Below are 16,233 nucleotides of genomic sequence, written 5' to 3' on the forward strand. Positions count from 1 at the left end.
GGCGTGCGAGCAGGGGTTCTACGGTGCTACGCCGCAGGTCAGGTAGCAGTTTCGGTAGTAGCAGGGGTGCTACGGGTAGCAGCCGCTACGGCTACCAAACCGGGCTCCAGACTGGGCTCAGACGGGTGCCAGGACACCTCCGGTCGGACCGTCTTCGGGGTTATCGGTGTCGGTGTGTCCGAGGGTGTCGGTCAGGTCGCGCCGGATCAGGCCGCGCTTGTTGACCTGCTCGCCGTCGACCGTCTTCTTCACCTGCACCGTGCGGATCCCGTGGGGCTTGACCGCGGCGGTGACCTGGGCGCCGGTCCACCCCGCGTAGAGCGAGCCGTTGTGCTCGGCCAGCCGGTTGGCCAGCTCGTCGCACCAGACCTTCCCGGTCGACCACTCCGGATCGTGCTCGGGCCACACCGCCAGGAGGTGGTCGAGGATGGAGCCGGTCTCGTCATCGGGCAGGACCTCGCCGGCCGCCGTCCCGGTCAGCCGACCCGCGGCCAGCCGGGCGGCACGGGCGCGGGCACAGATGACCTCGGCGGTGGGCGAGTCGACGTAGCTCGAGCGGACGATGATCGGATCGTCACCTTCACCGACGAGGTAGGCGATGCCGAGGTCCTTGCGGCCGAAGGTGGTGGCGCGGATGCCGGACTTGTACATCGAGGTGCCCAGGACCATGTCGTTCTCGACCTGGCCCATGACCTTCAGGCACAGCCGCAGGACGGCGTTGGCGGAGATGCCGGTGGGGATGGACTTGGCGTCGGGGCGCTGGGTGGCGCACCAGACCATGATCCCGACGGCGGGGCCTCGCTTGACCAGGTCGGTGACGATCTCGGCGATCTCGGGACCGTAGGTGGGGTGCTCGAACATCACCTGCGTCTCGTCGAAGGCCCAGAAGACCGGGTGCAGCTTGAGGGCCTTGTCGCTGGCGAGCGCGTCGGTGACCTTGGACTCCGGGCACACCTCCCGCGGCAGGTTCTTGATGGCCTTGTAGCGGCGACGCATCTCGATCGCCCCAGCGCGCAGGTCGCGGATGAGATAGTCCATGTCCTCTGGGTCGTCACCGGCGCGGTTGGCGTGGGCCACGGCGTCGAGCATGCCGAGGTCGGAGCCGCCCTTGAGGTTGTAGGTGTGCAACTCCACGCGCGGGTCCAACGCGGCTGCGAGGCACAGCAGCCGGAGGGTGAAGGTCTTACCCATCCGCGGGAGTGCGCCGATCAGGCCGGCGGCGAACATGAGGGTGACGGTGACGGGGCGGCCGCGCTGGTCGACACCGATCGGGATCGGCTCGAACACGTTGACCTTTCCTCCGTTAGGCCCTCCCTTGGCCAGCGGCCAGGGTGCGGGCTTGGACTGGGCCAGGGACTTGTCGGCCACGTAGAGGACCAGGCGGCCGACGTGGACCTCCGGGTCGGTCTCGGGCCACACCTTCCCCAGGGAGCGACGCAGCCCCGAGGCGAGGCGGTCGCGCTGCTCGATCACCTCCGAGGCGGTCACGCCCGGGGGCAGGTCGAGTTCGGCGCGGAATCCGGCGCCGTCGCGCATGATCGGCGAGACGAACGCGATCGCCTTCGAACCCTCCTTCGCGATCGCCTGGTTCAGCCGGGCCAGACCCAGCGACCCAAGCGCGTTGAGGATCAGGTCCGAGGTCAGCCGCGGCTCCTTGGCGGTGTCCACGGCGCGGCCGGTGATCGGCTTGTCCGGGTTGCGGCCGAGCACGCCGAGACCGGCCAGAGCAGCCAGGCCGAGACCGAGCTGGACCATGATCGAGTCGATCCCATAGACCACGAATGCGGCGACGCCGGTCACACCCAGGAGGACGAGGAAGGCGAGGAACAGACGCGCCTTGATCTGGCGGCGGTGGTCCTCGCGGAGCCGGAGGTATGAGGCGGCGTCGGTGGTGTTGCCGCGTACGGCCAGCCGGTTGTCCCGGTCCGCGGTGTCGAAGATCCAGCCCCAGAACGCAGCGAGGACACGACCCAGGCCGAGCGGCGAGCAAGCAGCCAGCTTCGCGTAGTACGTCGGCAGACGCACCCCGTGGTAGGTCGTGGTGTGCCCGTAGTGCTTCACCGCCCACGCGGCGGCCGACTTCGCCGACTCTCGGTCCTTGGCCCAGGCCGGAAGGATCTCCCGGCGCGGCGCAGCCGCGACCGACTTGGACCGCTCCTCGCGGATGGCGAGCACTTGGCCGTCGACGATTTCCGGAGCGGCGTCTGTGTCGTCTTCGGTGTCGTCGGCCTGAGCGCCGCCGACAGGGTTGGCGTCGTGAGCGTCTTGATTGCGCTCAGGGACAGGCTGAGCGGCAACACCGGCAGCATCGGCCGCGGCGGTGCCCTCAGCGGCCTCAGGGCCGGCCTCTCGGGCACGGCGAACCGCGTCCAGGTCGTAGACCCCGATGTCCTGGGTCTCGTGCTTGGGCGTCGTGCTCATTTTCAGGCTCCCTTCTCGGCAAGGCGGGCGGCCTTGGTCAGGTTCTTGGCCAGGGCCCGGGCGGCGGCCGGGGTGATGGCGTGGACGCCGACCTGGACGTACGGAGTCCTCGAGGACGGGTCGACGACGATGTCGGGGGTGTTGTGTCCCGACCGGATGACGGTGACCTTGGGGCGCTTGGCCATCACCCCCACCTCCCCACCGGGTTGGTGCGCTTGACCGGCTTCTTCTTCCGGTACGGATCGGAGGCCTTGCCGACCCTGGCCTTCTTGCCCGCGTGCGGGTCCTTGGAGCCGGGCAGCTTCTTCGCGACCTTCGCGCCCTGGATCCTGGCGACGTGGCGCGCGGTGTCCTTGACGGTGCCGTGGCCGAACAGGCCGGTGTACTCGACAGCCATGACTCAGGCCACCGCCTCGGACCAGACCCGCTGGGTCGTGGTGATCTCGACCCACACATCGACCTCGGAAGAGGCAGCGACCTCCCACCCGGCCCAGGTGTGGCGAACCAGCAGGCCGAGACCGTCCTCGGTGTCGGCGGTCATGTGCTCAGACAGGTGCAGGAACTCGGCGAGCTTGGACGCGGCCTCGTAGCCAGCCGGGCGGATCGCCAGCCGCACCACCGGACGCCGGCCAGAGGTGCCGACCACCTTGGCGGCGGCCAGGTTCGGCTCGACGTCGACGGAGAACCCGTGGAGCTCGACGTTCGGGAGGCCCTCGAGAAGGGTGGCGACCCAGGTCAGGTCCCAGGACTGTGCGGCGCTCATCGGATACCACCAATTGCGTTGGTGAAGGTCACGATCGCCGAGGACGAGGCGGACTCAATCCCGGACAGGATCGGGCCACCGATCGCGGTGGTCGCGCCCAGCGCAAGACCGGTGAGCGCTCCGAGGATGATCGCGGCGGGAGACGTTCCCGCCCACTTGATCGCGATGAAGACCGCGATCAGAAAGATGACGAGCAAAGGTGCAGCAACCATGACTGGTTTCCTTCCGAGATCAGGCAGCCTCGGCCGGATCGGCCGAGCTCGGGTTGATGAGGGTGTAGACAGGCGCGGCGGAGAGCGCCGCGTCGTGGTTGGCCTGCTGAACCAGCAAGAGCAATAGGGAGCTCCACGCCCGGCGATGCGCCCGCTTGGCGAGCACGTCAGCCGGGTCAACGAGGAGACGGCATTCGGCGCCGACCAGGTCGCACTCAGCAGCGATCTGCGGCCACTCGGCCTCGATCGCGGCCAGTTCGTCGAGCGTGGGTTCGCGCTCCAACATCTCTAGGTCCTCTCAATCGACCACAATACAGCGTTGCGCTGTAATGTCTAGCCCGCTACCCTCAGTTAGGCGGCGGTTCTTGCTCGACTTAGACGCTAGGAGCGGTTTCGCCCGACAGCCCGGAGAAAAATTCCGGGGTCGACACCTCTCGGGAGGCGAGGGTTGGGGCCATGCGAGGAATGACGACACAACTCACGCTCGGAGAGCGGATTGCCTGGTACCGCCAGCGCCGAGGCCTTACGCAGGAAGTCATCGCCGGCCGCGTCGGTCGAACGGTCGACTGGCTTAGCAAGATCGAGAACGGCCGGATGGATCTGGACCGGCTCTCGGTGCTCAGCGCGCTGGCCGAAGCGCTCGACGTTTCGCTAGCCGACTTGATCGACGAGCCGCGACTGATGGAGTGGACCGAGGACAGCGGTCAACAGACGGTCCCAGCTCTGCGCTCGGTCCTCATGGACTACCGACATGTCACCGGCATGAACATCGGCACGGAGCACGATCGCGAACCGATGAGCCTGGATCGCCTCAAAGACTCGCTGGATGACCTCTGGGACGGCTACCAGCAAGCCAAGTTTGGGTACGTCGTCAGCCGCCTCGTTGACTTCATCCCAGCGGCGCGCTACTCGGTGAGCACTCAGGCCGGCGACGCCCGCCGCACCGCGTCGGGACGACTCGCCTTGGCCTATCAGCTTGCCGCGACAGTGCTCACCAAGCTCGGTGAGGCCGACCTTGCGTGGAACGCCTCCAACCGGGGTATCGAAGCGGCTCACCAGAGCGAAAACCCGGTCGTCATCGGCTCGCTGATGCGATCCGTTGCCCACTCACTTCTGTCGACGGGCTCGTACGCGGAGGCGGTCAGCCTGACGAACCATGCTGCTGAGTTCCTGGAGCCTCACCTTGTGAAGCCAGGGGCAACGCTGTTGTCGGTGTACGGAACCGGGCTTCTGGCCGGCTCGATGGCGGCGGCCCGTAACGACGACCGTTCAACTGCTCGCGACTTTCTCGATGTGGCCGAGCGCACGGCTGCGCGGCTCGGGCGTGATGGTAACTACCTCTGGACAGCATTCGGACCGACCAACGTCGGAATGCATCGCGTCTCGACCGCGATGGAACTCGGCGACGTTCAGCAAGCCCTGAACCTCGGGCCATCCCTCGACACGTCCGGGGCCACGACCGAGCGGCGCGTACGTCACGCGCTTGAGGTTGCACGAGCGCTGAGCACCGCCAACCGCCGCGAGGAGGCGTTGACCGAGGTCCTAAGGGCCGAACAGCTTGCCCCGGAGCAGGTTCGGTACCACTTCCTCAGCCGCCACCTGGTGCAGACCTGGGTCCGGACCCAGAAGGGCAAGCCGAGCCACCAGTTGAAGGGACTCGCGGATCGACTCCGCGTGGCCTGAGTGGGAGCGACTACTCCTAGGGTGGATGTATGACGACCCCGCCGATGGCCAAGCCGCGCGTCGCCGCTGGCGCACTGTTCTTTGATGCCGCCGACCATGTGCTACTCGTCAAGCCCACATACAAGGAAGGGTGGGAGATCCCCGGTGGATACGTCGAGCCAGGCGAGACACCCATCGGTGCATGCCAGCGCGAAGTCAAGGAAGAGCTAGGCCTGGATCGCCAGATCACCAAGCTCCTCGTGGCTGATTGGGCGCCTTCGGACAAGGAGGGTGACAAGATCCTGTTCGTCTTCGACGGCGGAACGCTCTCGCGGGCAGAACGTGGCGCGATCGCACTGCCTCCCGACGAGTTGGAGACGTACGACTACTTCCCCAGTTCTGAGCTGCCCAAGCTGCTGATCCCGCGTCTTGCTCGTCGAGTTCAGGCAGCGATCGACGCGCGTCGCGAGACGCAGATGGCCTACCTCGAACACGGAGAGGCCACTCACGCGGCCGACCTGGACTGGTGGACGACAGAGGACGTGGCGAAACACCTCAACGTCGCGACCTCCACGATTCGCGCATACGCGGCCCGTGGTCAGATGCCCAGCCCAGGAAAGCACGTGGGCCGCACGGCGCTCTGGCGTCCGGAAGCCATCGAGACTTGGAACACTGAGCGGTCTCGCAAGCGGTTGTAGCCAATTCTGTGAGGGAGGAGCGGCCACAAAGTAGGCGCTCGCTTACAACGGCTGCGCTCGACTAGTTGCGCCCAGACGTCCGACGGGCGGGTGCTTCTCGGGCGTCAACACCGCTACGGCGAGCAGAACGGCCAAAATTGTCGGTGCTGCCCAATAGTGTGCGGGGTATGACAACGCCTGCAATGGAAGAGCCTGAACCCACGGATCAGAGGCCAGATCTGCCCCTCGAGGGTGGCGATGACGTGCTGCGCATCCTGGTCAGCATTGCCAACAAGCACGCACTCAACATGGGGATCACCCTCAATCTGGGCGGGAGTCTTGTGTCGGGCACTCTGGTCTCGCTCAAGACGTATTCAGGAGGGGTCGCGGACTCGATTCGCGCAGCGAATGGTCACGAAGATGTGAACGCCGCTCTGGCGAGGCTCTTCGAAGACCTTGGAGGGGACGCAGAAGACGAGACGGAGCCCCCTCCCCCTCGTCACATTCATCTACGTGACGCGCGCCTGATTGCGCCCAACGGTGGCCTTGGCCCGAGTTCTCCCTGGTGGCGCGGACGCATTAGCGCAGTGTCGGGCTGGACGATGGGCTCCGCGGAGATCGACGACTGACACGAAGACGAGCGATTGTGAACACTGACCACGACGGCGTTCAGCCGGGTGCATACCTGACCAGACAACCCGGTCCCCGTGTTCTTGTCCATCTGTCCCTAGTGGAGCTCGGAGAGTACATCGCTGAGCAACTGCGCAGATTCGTCCCGACGGTGAAGGTGATCGAGTCCCCCGATGAAGTGAACCTGACCGAGTGGGACGTCCTCATTACGGCCCAGCCCCCGAGCGAGGAACGGTTCGTGCCTGAGGCTAACGGCTGGCGCCGGCCTGGCAACTACCCGCCGTCCTGGAAGCGGAGGTATCCAGACCAGCTTTGCCTCATCTGGCTCGCACCTGAGAACCAGTTCAACGACGATGTAGCCTTGGATGTCTTCCCGCCTGAGGGCGAAGGGAGCCGGCCGGACGTCTTGCTTGTTCAGGGAGAGGCGATCGTCGGTCGTCACATCAGAGAGAGCGACGGCCTACCTGAAGGCCTGGCAGATCTGGTCAAGCGGGTCATGGTTCCCGTAGTGAAACAGCGCGAGAGGCACACACCAATCGCACGCACATTCGTATCGGGCTTCGCCCCGCCGTCGGGGTTGTTCCAGATCCGGCCATTCCTCTTCGGTCCAGAGGACTGCATCCTCGCTGGAAGCTATGCACGGTCCGAGGAGGCATCAGTGTGGGTGATCCCAATGGACATCCCTGACATACCGGCGTGGCTCAGGGAGGCCCTCCGGGAGTGGCACACGCTCTATCCCACCCGTTTCCCGGTGGTCCCCGACTGGGACAACGACCCTGCGTGGAAGTCTGCCGCCGAACTCGAGATCATCGCGCACAAGGAACAGTTGGAGTCCGAGATCCTCTCCCAAGTTGCCAAACTGCGTGAGCAACAAGAGGCGCTCGATGCCGAGCTCAATGCTGAACGGGAGCGGGCCGAGGCGTACGAGCGGGCGCTTCTTGCCAAGGACGGTGAGGTCTTGGAGCGCGCAGTGCAGCGAGCCCTTGGCGATCTCGGGTTCGAGGTGACGAACATGGACGAGATCTGGCCCGAGGGGAAGCGTCGCGAGGATCTCCGCGCTGGCATCGCCAGCGACCCAGAATGGGTGGCCATCGTCGAAATTAAGGGTTACACCAAGGGCGCAAAGGAAACTGACCTCTTCAAGACAGGCCGATGGGCAGAGTCGTTCATCCTTGAGAAGCAGCGACGTCCGAGCGCGCGATGGTTCGTTACCAATCACAACCGTCAGCGAGATCCGTTTGACCGGGGCCGACCGTTTGCGAACAAGCCCGAAGTCGTCACCAACTACGAGGCTGACGATGGACTCGTGATCGACACAGTCACGCTGTTCGAAGCGCTCCGCATCGTGCAATCAGACCCGTCACGCCGCAACGAGCTCCGAGATCACTTGGCCAACTCCAAAGGCCTTCTAACACTGCCATAGCCCGTCGTCTCAACTAGCGAGCATCACCGGCGCTGCACCGCGTGCTGCCACGCGTCAGTTCTGCGATTTCCGGAGTTCGCCGGATAAATCACACACACTCATCCACCGCGCCCTTAGGAGATCCAACGTGAGCGACATCCTTCCCGATTCAGAGCGGGATCGGCACTACCACAACATCGGACGCATCTCCGTGATGTTCGCTGCCTGCGAAGACCACGCCGCCCGCCTTGTATTCGTTCGTCGCGAGCAGCGCCTTCCGCAAGAAAATGAACACCTCAAGTTGGCCGCTAGCTCATGGAAACTGCGGGAAGCACTCAAGGAGGTAGACCCAACGCGTGCGGCGGAGCTCGAGACATTCTCCGACTACCGCAACAGGCTGGCTCACTCACTGTTCCGCTATGACGTAGTCGAGACCGATCCAGACGAGAACGGCGTGGCACTCATCGAAGGGTTCACAGAGCATCGGATGCTCCATCCCCGCACTGGAGAGACAACGAAGATTCCTAGCGAGGAGGAGATTGAAGAGAGGTACCACGAAATGAATGCCTGGTGCCGCGCCACTTGGGTGAGGTTCCGCGAACTGGCGGGGCCCGACCCGATGAGCCGAGACTCCCATTAGGTCGCCAAACGACCTCTGTCGCGGCCCTCGGGCCGCGGATATGGGCTTGAGCATCTCAGCCGTTCGGACGGGCCTCGAACTCGGCCAGGATGCGAGGCCCGACCCGATCGTCCGTTAAGCCTTGCTCGGATCCGGCGATGTGGAAGAACTCTGCTGTGAAGGCAATGGATCGGGCACTGCGGTCGATCGGAAGGGTCACAGTTAAGGTCAGTGCAGGCGCGTTGCGGAGCACGCGGGCGGTCGCTTCGTCAATGTGCATCTGGTTGAAGCGAATGGTGATCTCGCCCGAACTGTGGATCGCCATCCCGCTGTGGTCGTGAACCTCGATATTGCCGATCTGTTCGTGCTCCGGCAGGCCGCTCCGGGTGTACCTACCAATCCGATACGACCCTTTGACCTGGACCCATAGAGGGATGTCCTCGATGCCGGGAAGGGAAAGCCGCCACGACTGTCGGTGCTGGGGGAGGAATACGTCGTCAACTGCCGAGACAAAGGCGACGGCCTCCATGCGCATCTTGTGTTCACGCTCCTGCGGTGGGCTGACACGGTCATCAACCTCCTGAACCTCGAGGACGATGCGCCCCGAGACCAGTTCGAACTCGGGGACCGTCGCCTCAGCCACCAGGGAGGCGAGGAGTTCATGTCGATGAGCCGTCCGCGTTGAGTTCCCGACGCGCCAGGGAACCTCCCGCTCGACCCGGCCACCCTTCTCGGTTGAGACGACGTACGGGGCGCGCATGGTGTCGAAACGCAACGCCATCACCTGCTGTCCCACCCCAAGCGGGACGCTTAGTGCTGTGAGTTCGGGGGCCTCGCCGTCGAACCATCTCTTGATCTGCGGCCACCAGTTGGCCAACTCCGCGTCGTCGCTGGCCACGACCTCGTTGTTGCCTTCATCAAGGCCGATGATCCACAGGATCGGTTCGCCCCGACTCGCATTGCAGTGGCCGGCGATCTGCCGGGCCGTCTTGTAGATGTCGGTCGGCCAGACGCTCTTGAGTTCGACGCGGTCGTCCTCCACCTTGCGTCCGGCACGAACGGATTCCGCGATGCCAATGACGCGCGCTTCCAAGCGTTGCATTTCCACACCCGGATTGTGGCAGCGAATTACGACCGCCGGGGATGGATCGCCAGCAGCAGGTCGATCGAACGGGCGCCAAACGGTCGGCCGGAGCTAAATGCGTTGTGCACGCCACTCCCAAGACTGTCGACCACCATCGGTCAGTCCTGCACCTCACCCACCGCCGCGCGATGGATGAGCACAAGTTCGTCGGCGCCATGATCCGACCCACCGTCAGCAAGGGTCGTGACTCCTGACATGAGACGAATCGAGCCAGGACGGCGCTAGCTCTCGCCCAAATGTTCGACGTCGCCTTCCTCTGGATACTCGATGTCAGGCGCCGAAACTTCCAGGTACTCCAAGCAACGATCTCCGAAAAGGGTTCGCCCGAAGCCAGGTTCGACTAGGTTCCCAGGCTTTGATAGTTTCGACGGTTTCCGATTGCCGCTGGGCGACTTACCAAGGTTCTGGACGATCCATTGCAGTTTTGCAACCTCTTCCTGAAGATCGAGAATGAGTCGGTCGTGACGTCGCTCGCTGCCGTATCCGTCTTGCCTTGCCATTCCCGTACGCACCAGCTCGGCCATGACGTTGAACGCTGCATCGTTGCTGAGGCCTGACCTATCCGCTACCTCGCCCAAACGCGCGCCACGACGTGCCCCTGCGTTACGCGCAGATCCGGACGGTGTCGACGTCGGCCGCCCACGTTCTCGGGGCAGGTTTGCAAGAAGTCGAATGTGCGGTTCCTCAAGACCTGAAAGGCCGGCGATGATCAGACGTTCTTCATCCACCCTCGCCTCGTCCCCGGAAAGTCCGTTCGCGAGCGCCTTGCCAAGGGCCTGAATCTTCGCTTGGTTTGCAGTCGATGCGGCCGCTTGGAGCGCATCCGCGAACATCTGAGCCCTGGCCTCGCTAGCGAAGGCTGCCTTCGTTACCGCCTCCGGATCGCCACCGAGCTGATGGCTGGCAGACTGGATCATGAGGCCCGCCGACCTCCGGCGAAGATCCGCCAACTCGTTCCACGAACGTGCGGCAAGCTCGATGAAACCGGGTTCAAGAGCGATCGCGACGAGGGCACCCGGCACCCCACCTACGGCACCCCCGATGACCGCGGCGATCGCCTTGCCCGCGGCCTCCTGGGCCGCCTGTCCTGGTGGCCGTTCGGGATCTTCTTGTGTCATGGATGCATACTCCCCTGGCTCCTGATCGAGTCCACTGACAACCGCATCGTCGCCCCCCCAATCTTAGGGATGCCTTCGGTCGAACTTCGACCGCGCCGGCACGTCGACGCGGGCTAATCGCAGTGCTGGCATGCCTTGACTGCCTGACAAACTGCCTGACGATGCCAGCTGTCAGCCAGTGACTCCCGTGGACGTCTGTGGACTGGCGACTCCAAGGTGGCTGGCATCTCCCGAATAGTTGGATTCGATTGACACGGAAGAGGTCACTGGTTCAAACCCAGTATCGTCCACAGAGAGACCGGCCCCGGACCTGCAGAAATGCAGATCCGGGGCCGGTTCGATTTCCCGCCCAGCAGGACGTACAACGTTCGCCGACGCCCGTATCCAAATCAGGGGACATCATCGACTCAGAGATCTCCTGATGAGGGCCGCCGCCTAGCGTTCGATCTTGTCGCGTGCGCGCATAGCGACTTGTCTCTTGAGTCGGGTGAAGGAGGACTCCCGATGACCGACTCGGCTTGGTTCGCGCTCACAGTTGCCGTCGTCGGTGGAGTCGGAGGCTTCGCCGGATCGTGGCTCAGCACATGGATGTCGCTCCGTTCGCAGGCGCGCAGTCGACGTCAGGAGCAACAGCAACGGGATGGATCCGTCGTAGGTGCCGTCCTCGACTATCTCAGCGGTGCTGATCCGCGACGCCTCGCTGGACGAACAGCAGATCCTGACTTTCGAAGTCAGGAGCTTCGTGACCTCGAGTGGCGACAGGGAGAGCTTCGTCTACAGCTTCAAGTCCTGGCTGCCGGTCACCCTGATGTTGCGGTATCCGAGACTGCTCGTGACCTCGCGACAGCGATTCACAACTCCTTCTCATCGACGGCGATGGCGGTTCACGATGTCGGTAGCCCGAACGACGGAGCCCTGCTGGAAACTGCTGTGGTTGACCATGCGGCCACTCGGAAGCTCGTCGAGGAGCTCTTCGACAAGACCAGGCGGTACGCCCATCGCTCGTAGGGGTCTCCTAGGTCCGTGACGTGCCGCGAGCCACGGCCCGCCGGGCGGCATCGACGATCGGGCCCCATGGGAGTCTCTGGTCAGGTGGCAACTGACGAGGCGGGTGGAGCGGCCAGAGGTCGGGGCCCTCGATGATGTCGACGCCCGCGGCGCGTAGGGCGGCCGTGTGGGACGCCCATGCGGGGTGCTCGGCGTGGGCGGCGTTGATGAGCGGGAAGAGGACGACGGGGACGGTCGTGAGGCTCTCGGTGACGACGGTGAGCGCCTGGTTGTCGGCCAGGCCGAGGGCGATCTTGGCGGTGCTGTTGAAGGTCGCGGGGGCGACGACGATGGCGTCGAGCTGCGCGGGGTGCGTGCGTGGCTCCCACGGGAGGCGGCTCGGTCCCCGCACCGGGAACCCGGTGATGGCCTCGATGCGCTCGGCCTCGCCGTTCGCGCTCAGCCAGCTGAACGCGGTCGGCGTCAGGGTCACCGGCACCTCGTGGCCGGCGTGCACCAGCGGGGTGACCAGCTCGTCGCAGAGTTGCTCCACACCGCCTGCGGCGCAGGCGATGACTCCGACGATGGCCACCCCGCGAGGGTACGCGACCGAGCGGTCAGCCCATCTTGCCGGCGCCGGCCTTGATCGCCTCCCGGATCCGGACGTAGGTGCCGCAGCGGCAGATGTTGCGGATCTCGTCGATGTCGGCGTCGGTGACCGAACGGCCCTCGGCGTGGGCCTTGTTGACGGTCGCCACGGCGGCCATGATCTGGCCGGGCTGACAGTAGCCGCACTGGGCGACGTCGGCGTCGAGCCAGGCCTCCTGCATGGGGTGCAGGTCCTTGCCGACGGAGCCGGCGAGGCCCTCGATGGTGGTGATCTCGTCGTCCTCGTCGAGAGCGCTGATCGGGGTGGCGCAGGGGTTGAAGGCCTTGCCGTTGATGTGCGACGTGCAGGCCTTGCAGACGTTGATGCCGCAGCCGTACTTGGGGCCACGCACGCCGAGGACGTCGCGCAGCACCCACAGCAGGCGCTCGCTGTCTTCGACGTCGACCGTGACCTTCTCCCCGTTGAGCGTGAAGGTGTAGTTGGGCATGGCGATCCCTTTCGATCGGTCTTCGGTCAGTAGGTGTGGCTGAGGCCGTCGGTCGGCGACGCGGGCACGGGCGGGACGAAGGACTTCACCTCGAAGCCGATCGGGTCGTGGTGGTTGATCGGGAACGAGGTCGGCGTGGTGCCCGTCGCCCGGGCGTACGCACAGGCGACCGCCGCGAACGAGGCGGCGACGCCGGCCTCCCCCGCCCCGCCGGGGATGTCGGTGACCGGGTCCATCACGAAGACGCGTACGTCGGGCGGGGTGTTCCACTGGCGGGTGTAGAAGTAGTTGTCCCAGCTGGCCTCGAGGTAGTGGCCGTCCTCCAGGTGGGTGCTCGCCGTGAGAGCGAGCGCGATGCCGTCCATGATCCCGCCCTGCATCTGCGCCTCGACGCCCTTGGGGTTGATCACCTCGCCGCAGTCGATGGCGAAGGTGACCTTGGTGACGCGGGGGCCGGTGACGCCGTGGCGGACCTTGCGGTTCACGGTCTCGGGACGGCAGTCGATCTCGACCAGGCAGGCTGAGTAGCCCTTGTACTCCTGGTGGACCGCGATCCCCTGGGCCGTGCCGGCGGGCATCGACCTGCCCCAGCTGCCGGCGGCCGCCACCTGCTTGATGACGCGCCGCAGGCGGTCCTCCTTGGCGTACTTCAGCCGGAACTCGACCGGACTCAGCCGCATCTTCCTGGCGACCTGGTCGATCGTGAGCTCGAGGGCCGTGCGTACGTCCGGTGAGTAGACGTTGCGCACCGCGCCGGAGTTGATCGCCTTGCTGGTCGTCTCCATGAGTCCCTGGGTGGTGACGCCGAAGTCGTACGGCACCTGCTGGGAGGTCACGAAGATCGTCTCCGACACGCCCAGGTTGCTCACCCCGGCCGGGAGCGAGATGGCCGATGAGGTCAGAATCTCGCCGAAGCCGTGGCGGTAGTCGGTGGCGGTGCAGGTGTGCTGCTGCTCGACGGAGAGGATGTTGTCCCCCGCCCAGACCGTACGCACCCGGGAGGTCGCCATCGGGTGGTTGCGGCCCTGGCGTGGCTCGTCGGCACGGTGCCACATGAGCCGGACCGGCGCCTGGCACTTCTGGGAGATCAGGGCGGCCTCCAGCGCCGCGTCCCAGAAGAGCTTTCGGCCGAAGGAGCCGCCGGACTCCATGACGTTGAAGGTCACCGCGGTCGGTGGCAGGCCGAGTTCGAGCGCGATGCTCTCGGCGGCCACGATCGGGGTCTTCGAGCCGGCCCAGATCGTGGCCTTGTCGGCGCGGACGTCGGCGACGGCGCAGTTGGTCTCCAGCGGCGAGCCGCTGCGCGTGTAGAAGATGTAGTCGGTGTCGAGCGTCTTGACGTCGGCCGCGGTGAGGCCACCGGTCAGACCAACGGTCAGCCCGCCCGCCACGTCGGTCACCGTGCCGAGGAGCTCCTCCACGTTCGGCACCGCCATCGGGCGCTGGATGCCGCGAAGCTCCTCGAGGACGTCCGCGTCCGAGCGGCCGCTCACGCTCCCGGGCTTCCACTCGACATCGAGGGCACGGACGGCGTTGATGCACTGGCCGAACGTGCCGGCACGTACCGCCACACCGGTGGGGATGGTGACGACATGCGTCACGCCCGGCATCGCCTCGACGTCCTTCTGGTTGCGGACCGAGCGCACGGTGCCGTTGTGCTCGGGGGCGCGACAGACCATCGCGGGCAGCGCGTCCGGGACGTCGAGGTCCATCGCGAACTGCTTCGTGCCGGTCACCGCGGCCAGGGCGTCCTTGCGGCGACGCGGTGTGCCGATGACCGCGAAGTCGGACTTCGGCTTGAGGTCGACGTCGACGACCTTCGTGACCAGAGCCGCGGCGGAGGTCGCGAGCTCGCCGTAGGAGATCGAGGCACCGCCCGGAGCGGTGATCACTCCCTCGTGGACGGAGAGGGTGTCGTGGGGCTGCGCGAGCGCGATCGCCGCGGCGTCGAGCAGCGCGCCACGAGCGATGGCTGCGGCCACACGTACGGGCGTGTACATCGCATGGATCGTGTTGGAGCCGCCGGTCATCTGGTTCCAGATCAGCTCCGGACGCGCCTTCGACAACGTCACGTTCACCTTGCTCAGCGGCAGGTCGAGCTCCTCGGCGATCAGCATCGCGATCGAGGTCGTGATGCCCTGGCCGACCTCGGCACGAGGCAGCTCGAAGGATGCGGTGCCGTCCTTGTCGACGACGACCTGGATCAGGTTCGCGGTGGGCCGTGCGGCATCGGTCAGCAGGTCGTTGAGGTCGTAGAGATCGGCCGGCTGCGGCACCCCCGGGACGACGGCCGCGGCCGGGGTGCCAAGGCCGATCCCGAGCTGGGCGGCCCCGGTGACGGTGGCGGCCGCCAGCAGGTAGCCGACGAAGCGGCGGCGGCCGAGCTCGTGCTCGGCGAGGCCCGATACGGACAGGCCCGATGGCGTCTCGGGATGTGTTGACAAGGCGGTTACCTCCGTAGGTCCGGTCAAGGTCCTGGTCACGCTATGTGCGCCGCGTCACACCTGTGTCGCCATGGAACGCCAACTTCGTTGACTTTCCGCGCCATCTCGAGCAATCGGCTCACACCGAGGTCAGAGCGTCTTTTCGCAGCGCGCCCGGAGTGACCCCGAAGCGCGACCTGAAGGTGCGGGCAAAGTGCGACGGGTCGAGAAATCCCCACCGGGCGGCGATCGAGGCGGTCGAGAGCGCGGCCTGAGCCGGGTCGAGCAGTGCGTCGCGGATCGTCATCAGCCGGAACTCCCGCAGGTGGGCCATCGCGGAGCGCGGCTGGCCCTCGAAGAGCCGGTGCAGGCTGCGCGGCGAGAGTCCGTGGACTGCCGCCACCGAATCATGGCCGAGGTCCGGGTCGGTGGCGTGCGCCTCGACGTGGGCGATGATCCGCGCCCGGAGCGCCTCCCCCGGGTCGGCCAGGTCGTCACCGCCGACCAGGCTCGAGAGCAGCTGGATGGCGGCCTCGCCCAGATGCGTCGCTCCCCCGGACCTCGGGGCCTGGCGGACAGCACTCCCCAGCAGATGCCCGAGCACGCCGGTCCTGCCGTCGAACGCGGTCCAGCCGTGCGACATCGACCGCTCGATCACGGCGTCCGAGACCGCCAGCGCACGGCGCGGAAGCGTCATGGCGAGGCATTCCCAAGTCTCGTCGAAACGCAGCTCGTAGGGGCGGCTGGTGTCGTAGATCGCGATGTCCCCGGGCCTGAGCATGAGCTCGGTGCCGCCCTGCCGGACGACGGACCGGCCATGGCGCTGGAGGCACACCTTGAACGGCTCGTCCGGTACGTCGGCGAGGGAGCGGCGGGTGCGGCGTACGACCTGCGGGGTGCCGCCGACGCGGAACGCGTCGACCCGGCCCAGGCTGGCGTGCTCGATCGCTCCGGCCAACGGGCCACGTGGCACGTGCTGGCCAGGTGGCAACCGCTCCGACTGCAGCCCCGCGAAGGCGTCCGCCAGCGCGGTCCGCCACCTCTCCGACACGTCGCCCGAGTCTCCATGCGTCATGCC

General features: G+C 66.0%; 18 protein-coding genes. 6 read left to right on the forward strand and 12 right to left on the reverse strand.

The genetic code is table 11. The features are described 5' to 3' along the window. Positions 1 to 117: 117 nt before the first annotated feature. Genes ABZ796_RS13060 through ABZ796_RS13085 form a run of 6 tightly spaced genes read right to left on the reverse strand, consistent with a single transcriptional unit; the run spans position 118 to position 3,682 of the window. Complete coding sequence (locus ABZ796_RS13060; RefSeq protein ID WP_357337348.1) at positions 118 to 2,421, reverse strand: cell division protein FtsK; 2,304 nt, start codon at positions 2,419 to 2,421, stop codon at positions 118 to 120. Between the two features lie 2 nt (positions 2,422 to 2,423). Then, complete coding sequence (locus tag ABZ796_RS13065; protein WP_357337349.1) at positions 2,424 to 2,606, reverse strand: hypothetical protein; 183 nt, start codon at positions 2,604 to 2,606, stop codon at positions 2,424 to 2,426. Beyond that, positions 2,606 to 2,818, reverse strand: a complete 213-nt coding sequence (locus ABZ796_RS13070) for a hypothetical protein (protein ID WP_357337351.1) — start codon at positions 2,816 to 2,818, stop codon at positions 2,606 to 2,608. The genes ABZ796_RS13065 and ABZ796_RS13070 overlap by 1 nt, the downstream gene beginning before the upstream one ends. 3 nt (positions 2,819 to 2,821) lie before the next feature. Beyond that, positions 2,822 to 3,184 (reverse strand): hypothetical protein, encoded by a 363-nt coding sequence (locus tag ABZ796_RS13075; protein ID WP_357337352.1) that lies wholly within the window; start codon positions 3,182 to 3,184, stop codon positions 2,822 to 2,824. Continuing rightward, entirely contained in the window at positions 3,181 to 3,396 is a 216-nt protein-coding gene (locus tag ABZ796_RS13080) for a hypothetical protein (protein ID WP_357337354.1), read from the reverse strand. Before ABZ796_RS13080 ends, ABZ796_RS13075 begins: the two co-directional genes overlap by 4 nt. Positions 3,397 to 3,415: 19 nt before the next feature. Continuing rightward, entirely contained in the window at positions 3,416 to 3,682 is a 267-nt protein-coding gene (locus ABZ796_RS13085; RefSeq protein WP_357337356.1) for a DUF6284 family protein, read from the reverse strand. A gap of 170 nt (positions 3,683 to 3,852) precedes the next feature. Between ABZ796_RS13085 and ABZ796_RS13090 the strand changes: the two genes are divergently transcribed. The 5 genes from ABZ796_RS13090 to ABZ796_RS13110 all read left to right on the forward strand — a co-directional run bounded on the left by ABZ796_RS13090 (position 3,853) and on the right by ABZ796_RS13110 (position 8,407). Beyond that, positions 3,853 to 5,079 (forward strand): helix-turn-helix transcriptional regulator, encoded by a 1,227-nt coding sequence (locus tag ABZ796_RS13090; protein WP_357337357.1) that lies wholly within the window; start codon positions 3,853 to 3,855, stop codon positions 5,077 to 5,079. A 29-nt stretch (positions 5,080 to 5,108) separates the two neighbouring features. Beyond that, on the forward strand, positions 5,109 to 5,756 hold the full coding sequence (locus tag ABZ796_RS13095; protein WP_357337358.1) for an NUDIX domain-containing protein: 648 nt from the start codon (positions 5,109 to 5,111) through the stop codon (positions 5,754 to 5,756). 167 nt (positions 5,757 to 5,923) lie between these two features. Continuing rightward, positions 5,924 to 6,364: a hypothetical protein gene (locus tag ABZ796_RS13100; protein ID WP_357337359.1), complete on the forward strand. Its 441-nt coding sequence runs from the start codon at positions 5,924 to 5,926 to the stop codon at positions 6,362 to 6,364. A 17-nt stretch (positions 6,365 to 6,381) separates the two neighbouring features. Continuing rightward, positions 6,382 to 7,788: a hypothetical protein gene (locus ABZ796_RS13105; RefSeq protein WP_357337360.1), complete on the forward strand. Its 1,407-nt coding sequence runs from the start codon at positions 6,382 to 6,384 to the stop codon at positions 7,786 to 7,788. 127 nt (positions 7,789 to 7,915) lie between these two features. Then, positions 7,916 to 8,407, forward strand: coding sequence for a hypothetical protein (locus ABZ796_RS13110; RefSeq protein ID WP_357337361.1), 492 nt, complete (start codon positions 7,916 to 7,918; stop codon positions 8,405 to 8,407). 55 nt (positions 8,408 to 8,462) lie between these two features. On the opposite strand, the gene ABZ796_RS13115 is transcribed toward ABZ796_RS13110, so the two are convergent. Both ABZ796_RS13115 and ABZ796_RS13120 read right to left on the reverse strand, forming a co-directional pair. Continuing rightward, positions 8,463 to 9,494, reverse strand: coding sequence for a hypothetical protein (locus ABZ796_RS13115; protein ID WP_357337362.1), 1,032 nt, complete (start codon positions 9,492 to 9,494; stop codon positions 8,463 to 8,465). A 257-nt stretch (positions 9,495 to 9,751) separates the two neighbouring features. After that, the gene (locus tag ABZ796_RS13120; protein WP_357337363.1) at positions 9,752 to 10,648 is read right to left on the reverse strand and encodes a helix-turn-helix domain-containing protein; all 897 of its coding nucleotides are present in this window, start codon (positions 10,646 to 10,648) and stop codon (positions 9,752 to 9,754) included. 504 nt (positions 10,649 to 11,152) lie between these two features. Here ABZ796_RS13120 and ABZ796_RS13125 point away from each other — a divergent pair. Next, entirely contained in the window at positions 11,153 to 11,656 is a 504-nt protein-coding gene (locus ABZ796_RS13125; protein WP_357337364.1) for a hypothetical protein, read from the forward strand. Positions 11,657 to 11,663: 7 nt separating this feature from the next. Here the strand turns inward: ABZ796_RS13125 and ABZ796_RS13130 are convergent, their stop codons facing one another. The 4 genes from ABZ796_RS13130 to ABZ796_RS13145 all read right to left on the reverse strand — a co-directional run bounded on the left by ABZ796_RS13130 (position 11,664) and on the right by ABZ796_RS13145 (position 16,230). After that, entirely contained in the window at positions 11,664 to 12,227 is a 564-nt protein-coding gene (locus ABZ796_RS13130; RefSeq protein WP_357337365.1) for a flavoprotein, read from the reverse strand. A 25-nt stretch (positions 12,228 to 12,252) separates the two neighbouring features. After that, complete coding sequence (locus tag ABZ796_RS13135; protein ID WP_357337366.1) at positions 12,253 to 12,732, reverse strand: (2Fe-2S)-binding protein; 480 nt, start codon at positions 12,730 to 12,732, stop codon at positions 12,253 to 12,255. A 26-nt stretch (positions 12,733 to 12,758) separates the two neighbouring features. Then, the gene (locus tag ABZ796_RS13140; RefSeq protein WP_357337368.1) at positions 12,759 to 15,176 is read right to left on the reverse strand and encodes a molybdopterin cofactor-binding domain-containing protein; all 2,418 of its coding nucleotides are present in this window, start codon (positions 15,174 to 15,176) and stop codon (positions 12,759 to 12,761) included. 118 nt (positions 15,177 to 15,294) lie between these two features. Further along, positions 15,295 to 16,230 (reverse strand): helix-turn-helix domain-containing protein, encoded by a 936-nt coding sequence (locus ABZ796_RS13145; protein ID WP_357337369.1) that lies wholly within the window; start codon positions 16,228 to 16,230, stop codon positions 15,295 to 15,297. Positions 16,231 to 16,233 lie beyond the last annotated feature (3 nt).

It is taken from the genome of Nocardioides sp. NPDC047086, assembly GCF_040643685.1.
Lineage (GTDB): Bacteria > Actinomycetota > Actinomycetes > Propionibacteriales > Nocardioidaceae > Nocardioides.

Coding starts and splice junctions, on each gene's coding strand:
- ABZ796_RS13070 (WP_357337351.1), bottom strand. CDS start 2,818: ATGGCTGTCGAGTACACCGGCCTGTTCGGCCACGGCACCGTCAAGGAC.
- ABZ796_RS13060 (WP_357337348.1), bottom strand. CDS start 2,421: ATGAGCACGACGCCCAAGCACGAGACCCAGGACATCGGGGTCTACGAC.
- ABZ796_RS13145 (WP_357337369.1), bottom strand. CDS start 16,230: ATGACGCATGGAGACTCGGGCGACGTGTCGGAGAGGTGGCGGACCGCG.
- ABZ796_RS13120 (WP_357337363.1), bottom strand. CDS start 10,648: ATGACACAAGAAGATCCCGAACGGCCACCAGGACAGGCGGCCCAGGAG.
- ABZ796_RS13065 (WP_357337349.1), bottom strand. CDS start 2,606: ATGGCCAAGCGCCCCAAGGTCACCGTCATCCGGTCGGGACACAACACC.
- ABZ796_RS13135 (WP_357337366.1), bottom strand. CDS start 12,732: ATGCCCAACTACACCTTCACGCTCAACGGGGAGAAGGTCACGGTCGAC.
- ABZ796_RS13125 (WP_357337364.1), top strand. CDS start 11,153: ATGACCGACTCGGCTTGGTTCGCGCTCACAGTTGCCGTCGTCGGTGGA.
- ABZ796_RS13080 (WP_357337354.1), bottom strand. CDS start 3,396: ATGGTTGCTGCACCTTTGCTCGTCATCTTTCTGATCGCGGTCTTCATC.
- ABZ796_RS13095 (WP_357337358.1), top strand. CDS start 5,109: ATGACGACCCCGCCGATGGCCAAGCCGCGCGTCGCCGCTGGCGCACTG.
- ABZ796_RS13075 (WP_357337352.1), bottom strand. CDS start 3,184: ATGAGCGCCGCACAGTCCTGGGACCTGACCTGGGTCGCCACCCTTCTC.
- ABZ796_RS13100 (WP_357337359.1), top strand. CDS start 5,924: ATGACAACGCCTGCAATGGAAGAGCCTGAACCCACGGATCAGAGGCCA.
- ABZ796_RS13085 (WP_357337356.1), bottom strand. CDS start 3,682: ATGTTGGAGCGCGAACCCACGCTCGACGAACTGGCCGCGATCGAGGCC.
- ABZ796_RS13090 (WP_357337357.1), top strand. CDS start 3,853: ATGCGAGGAATGACGACACAACTCACGCTCGGAGAGCGGATTGCCTGG.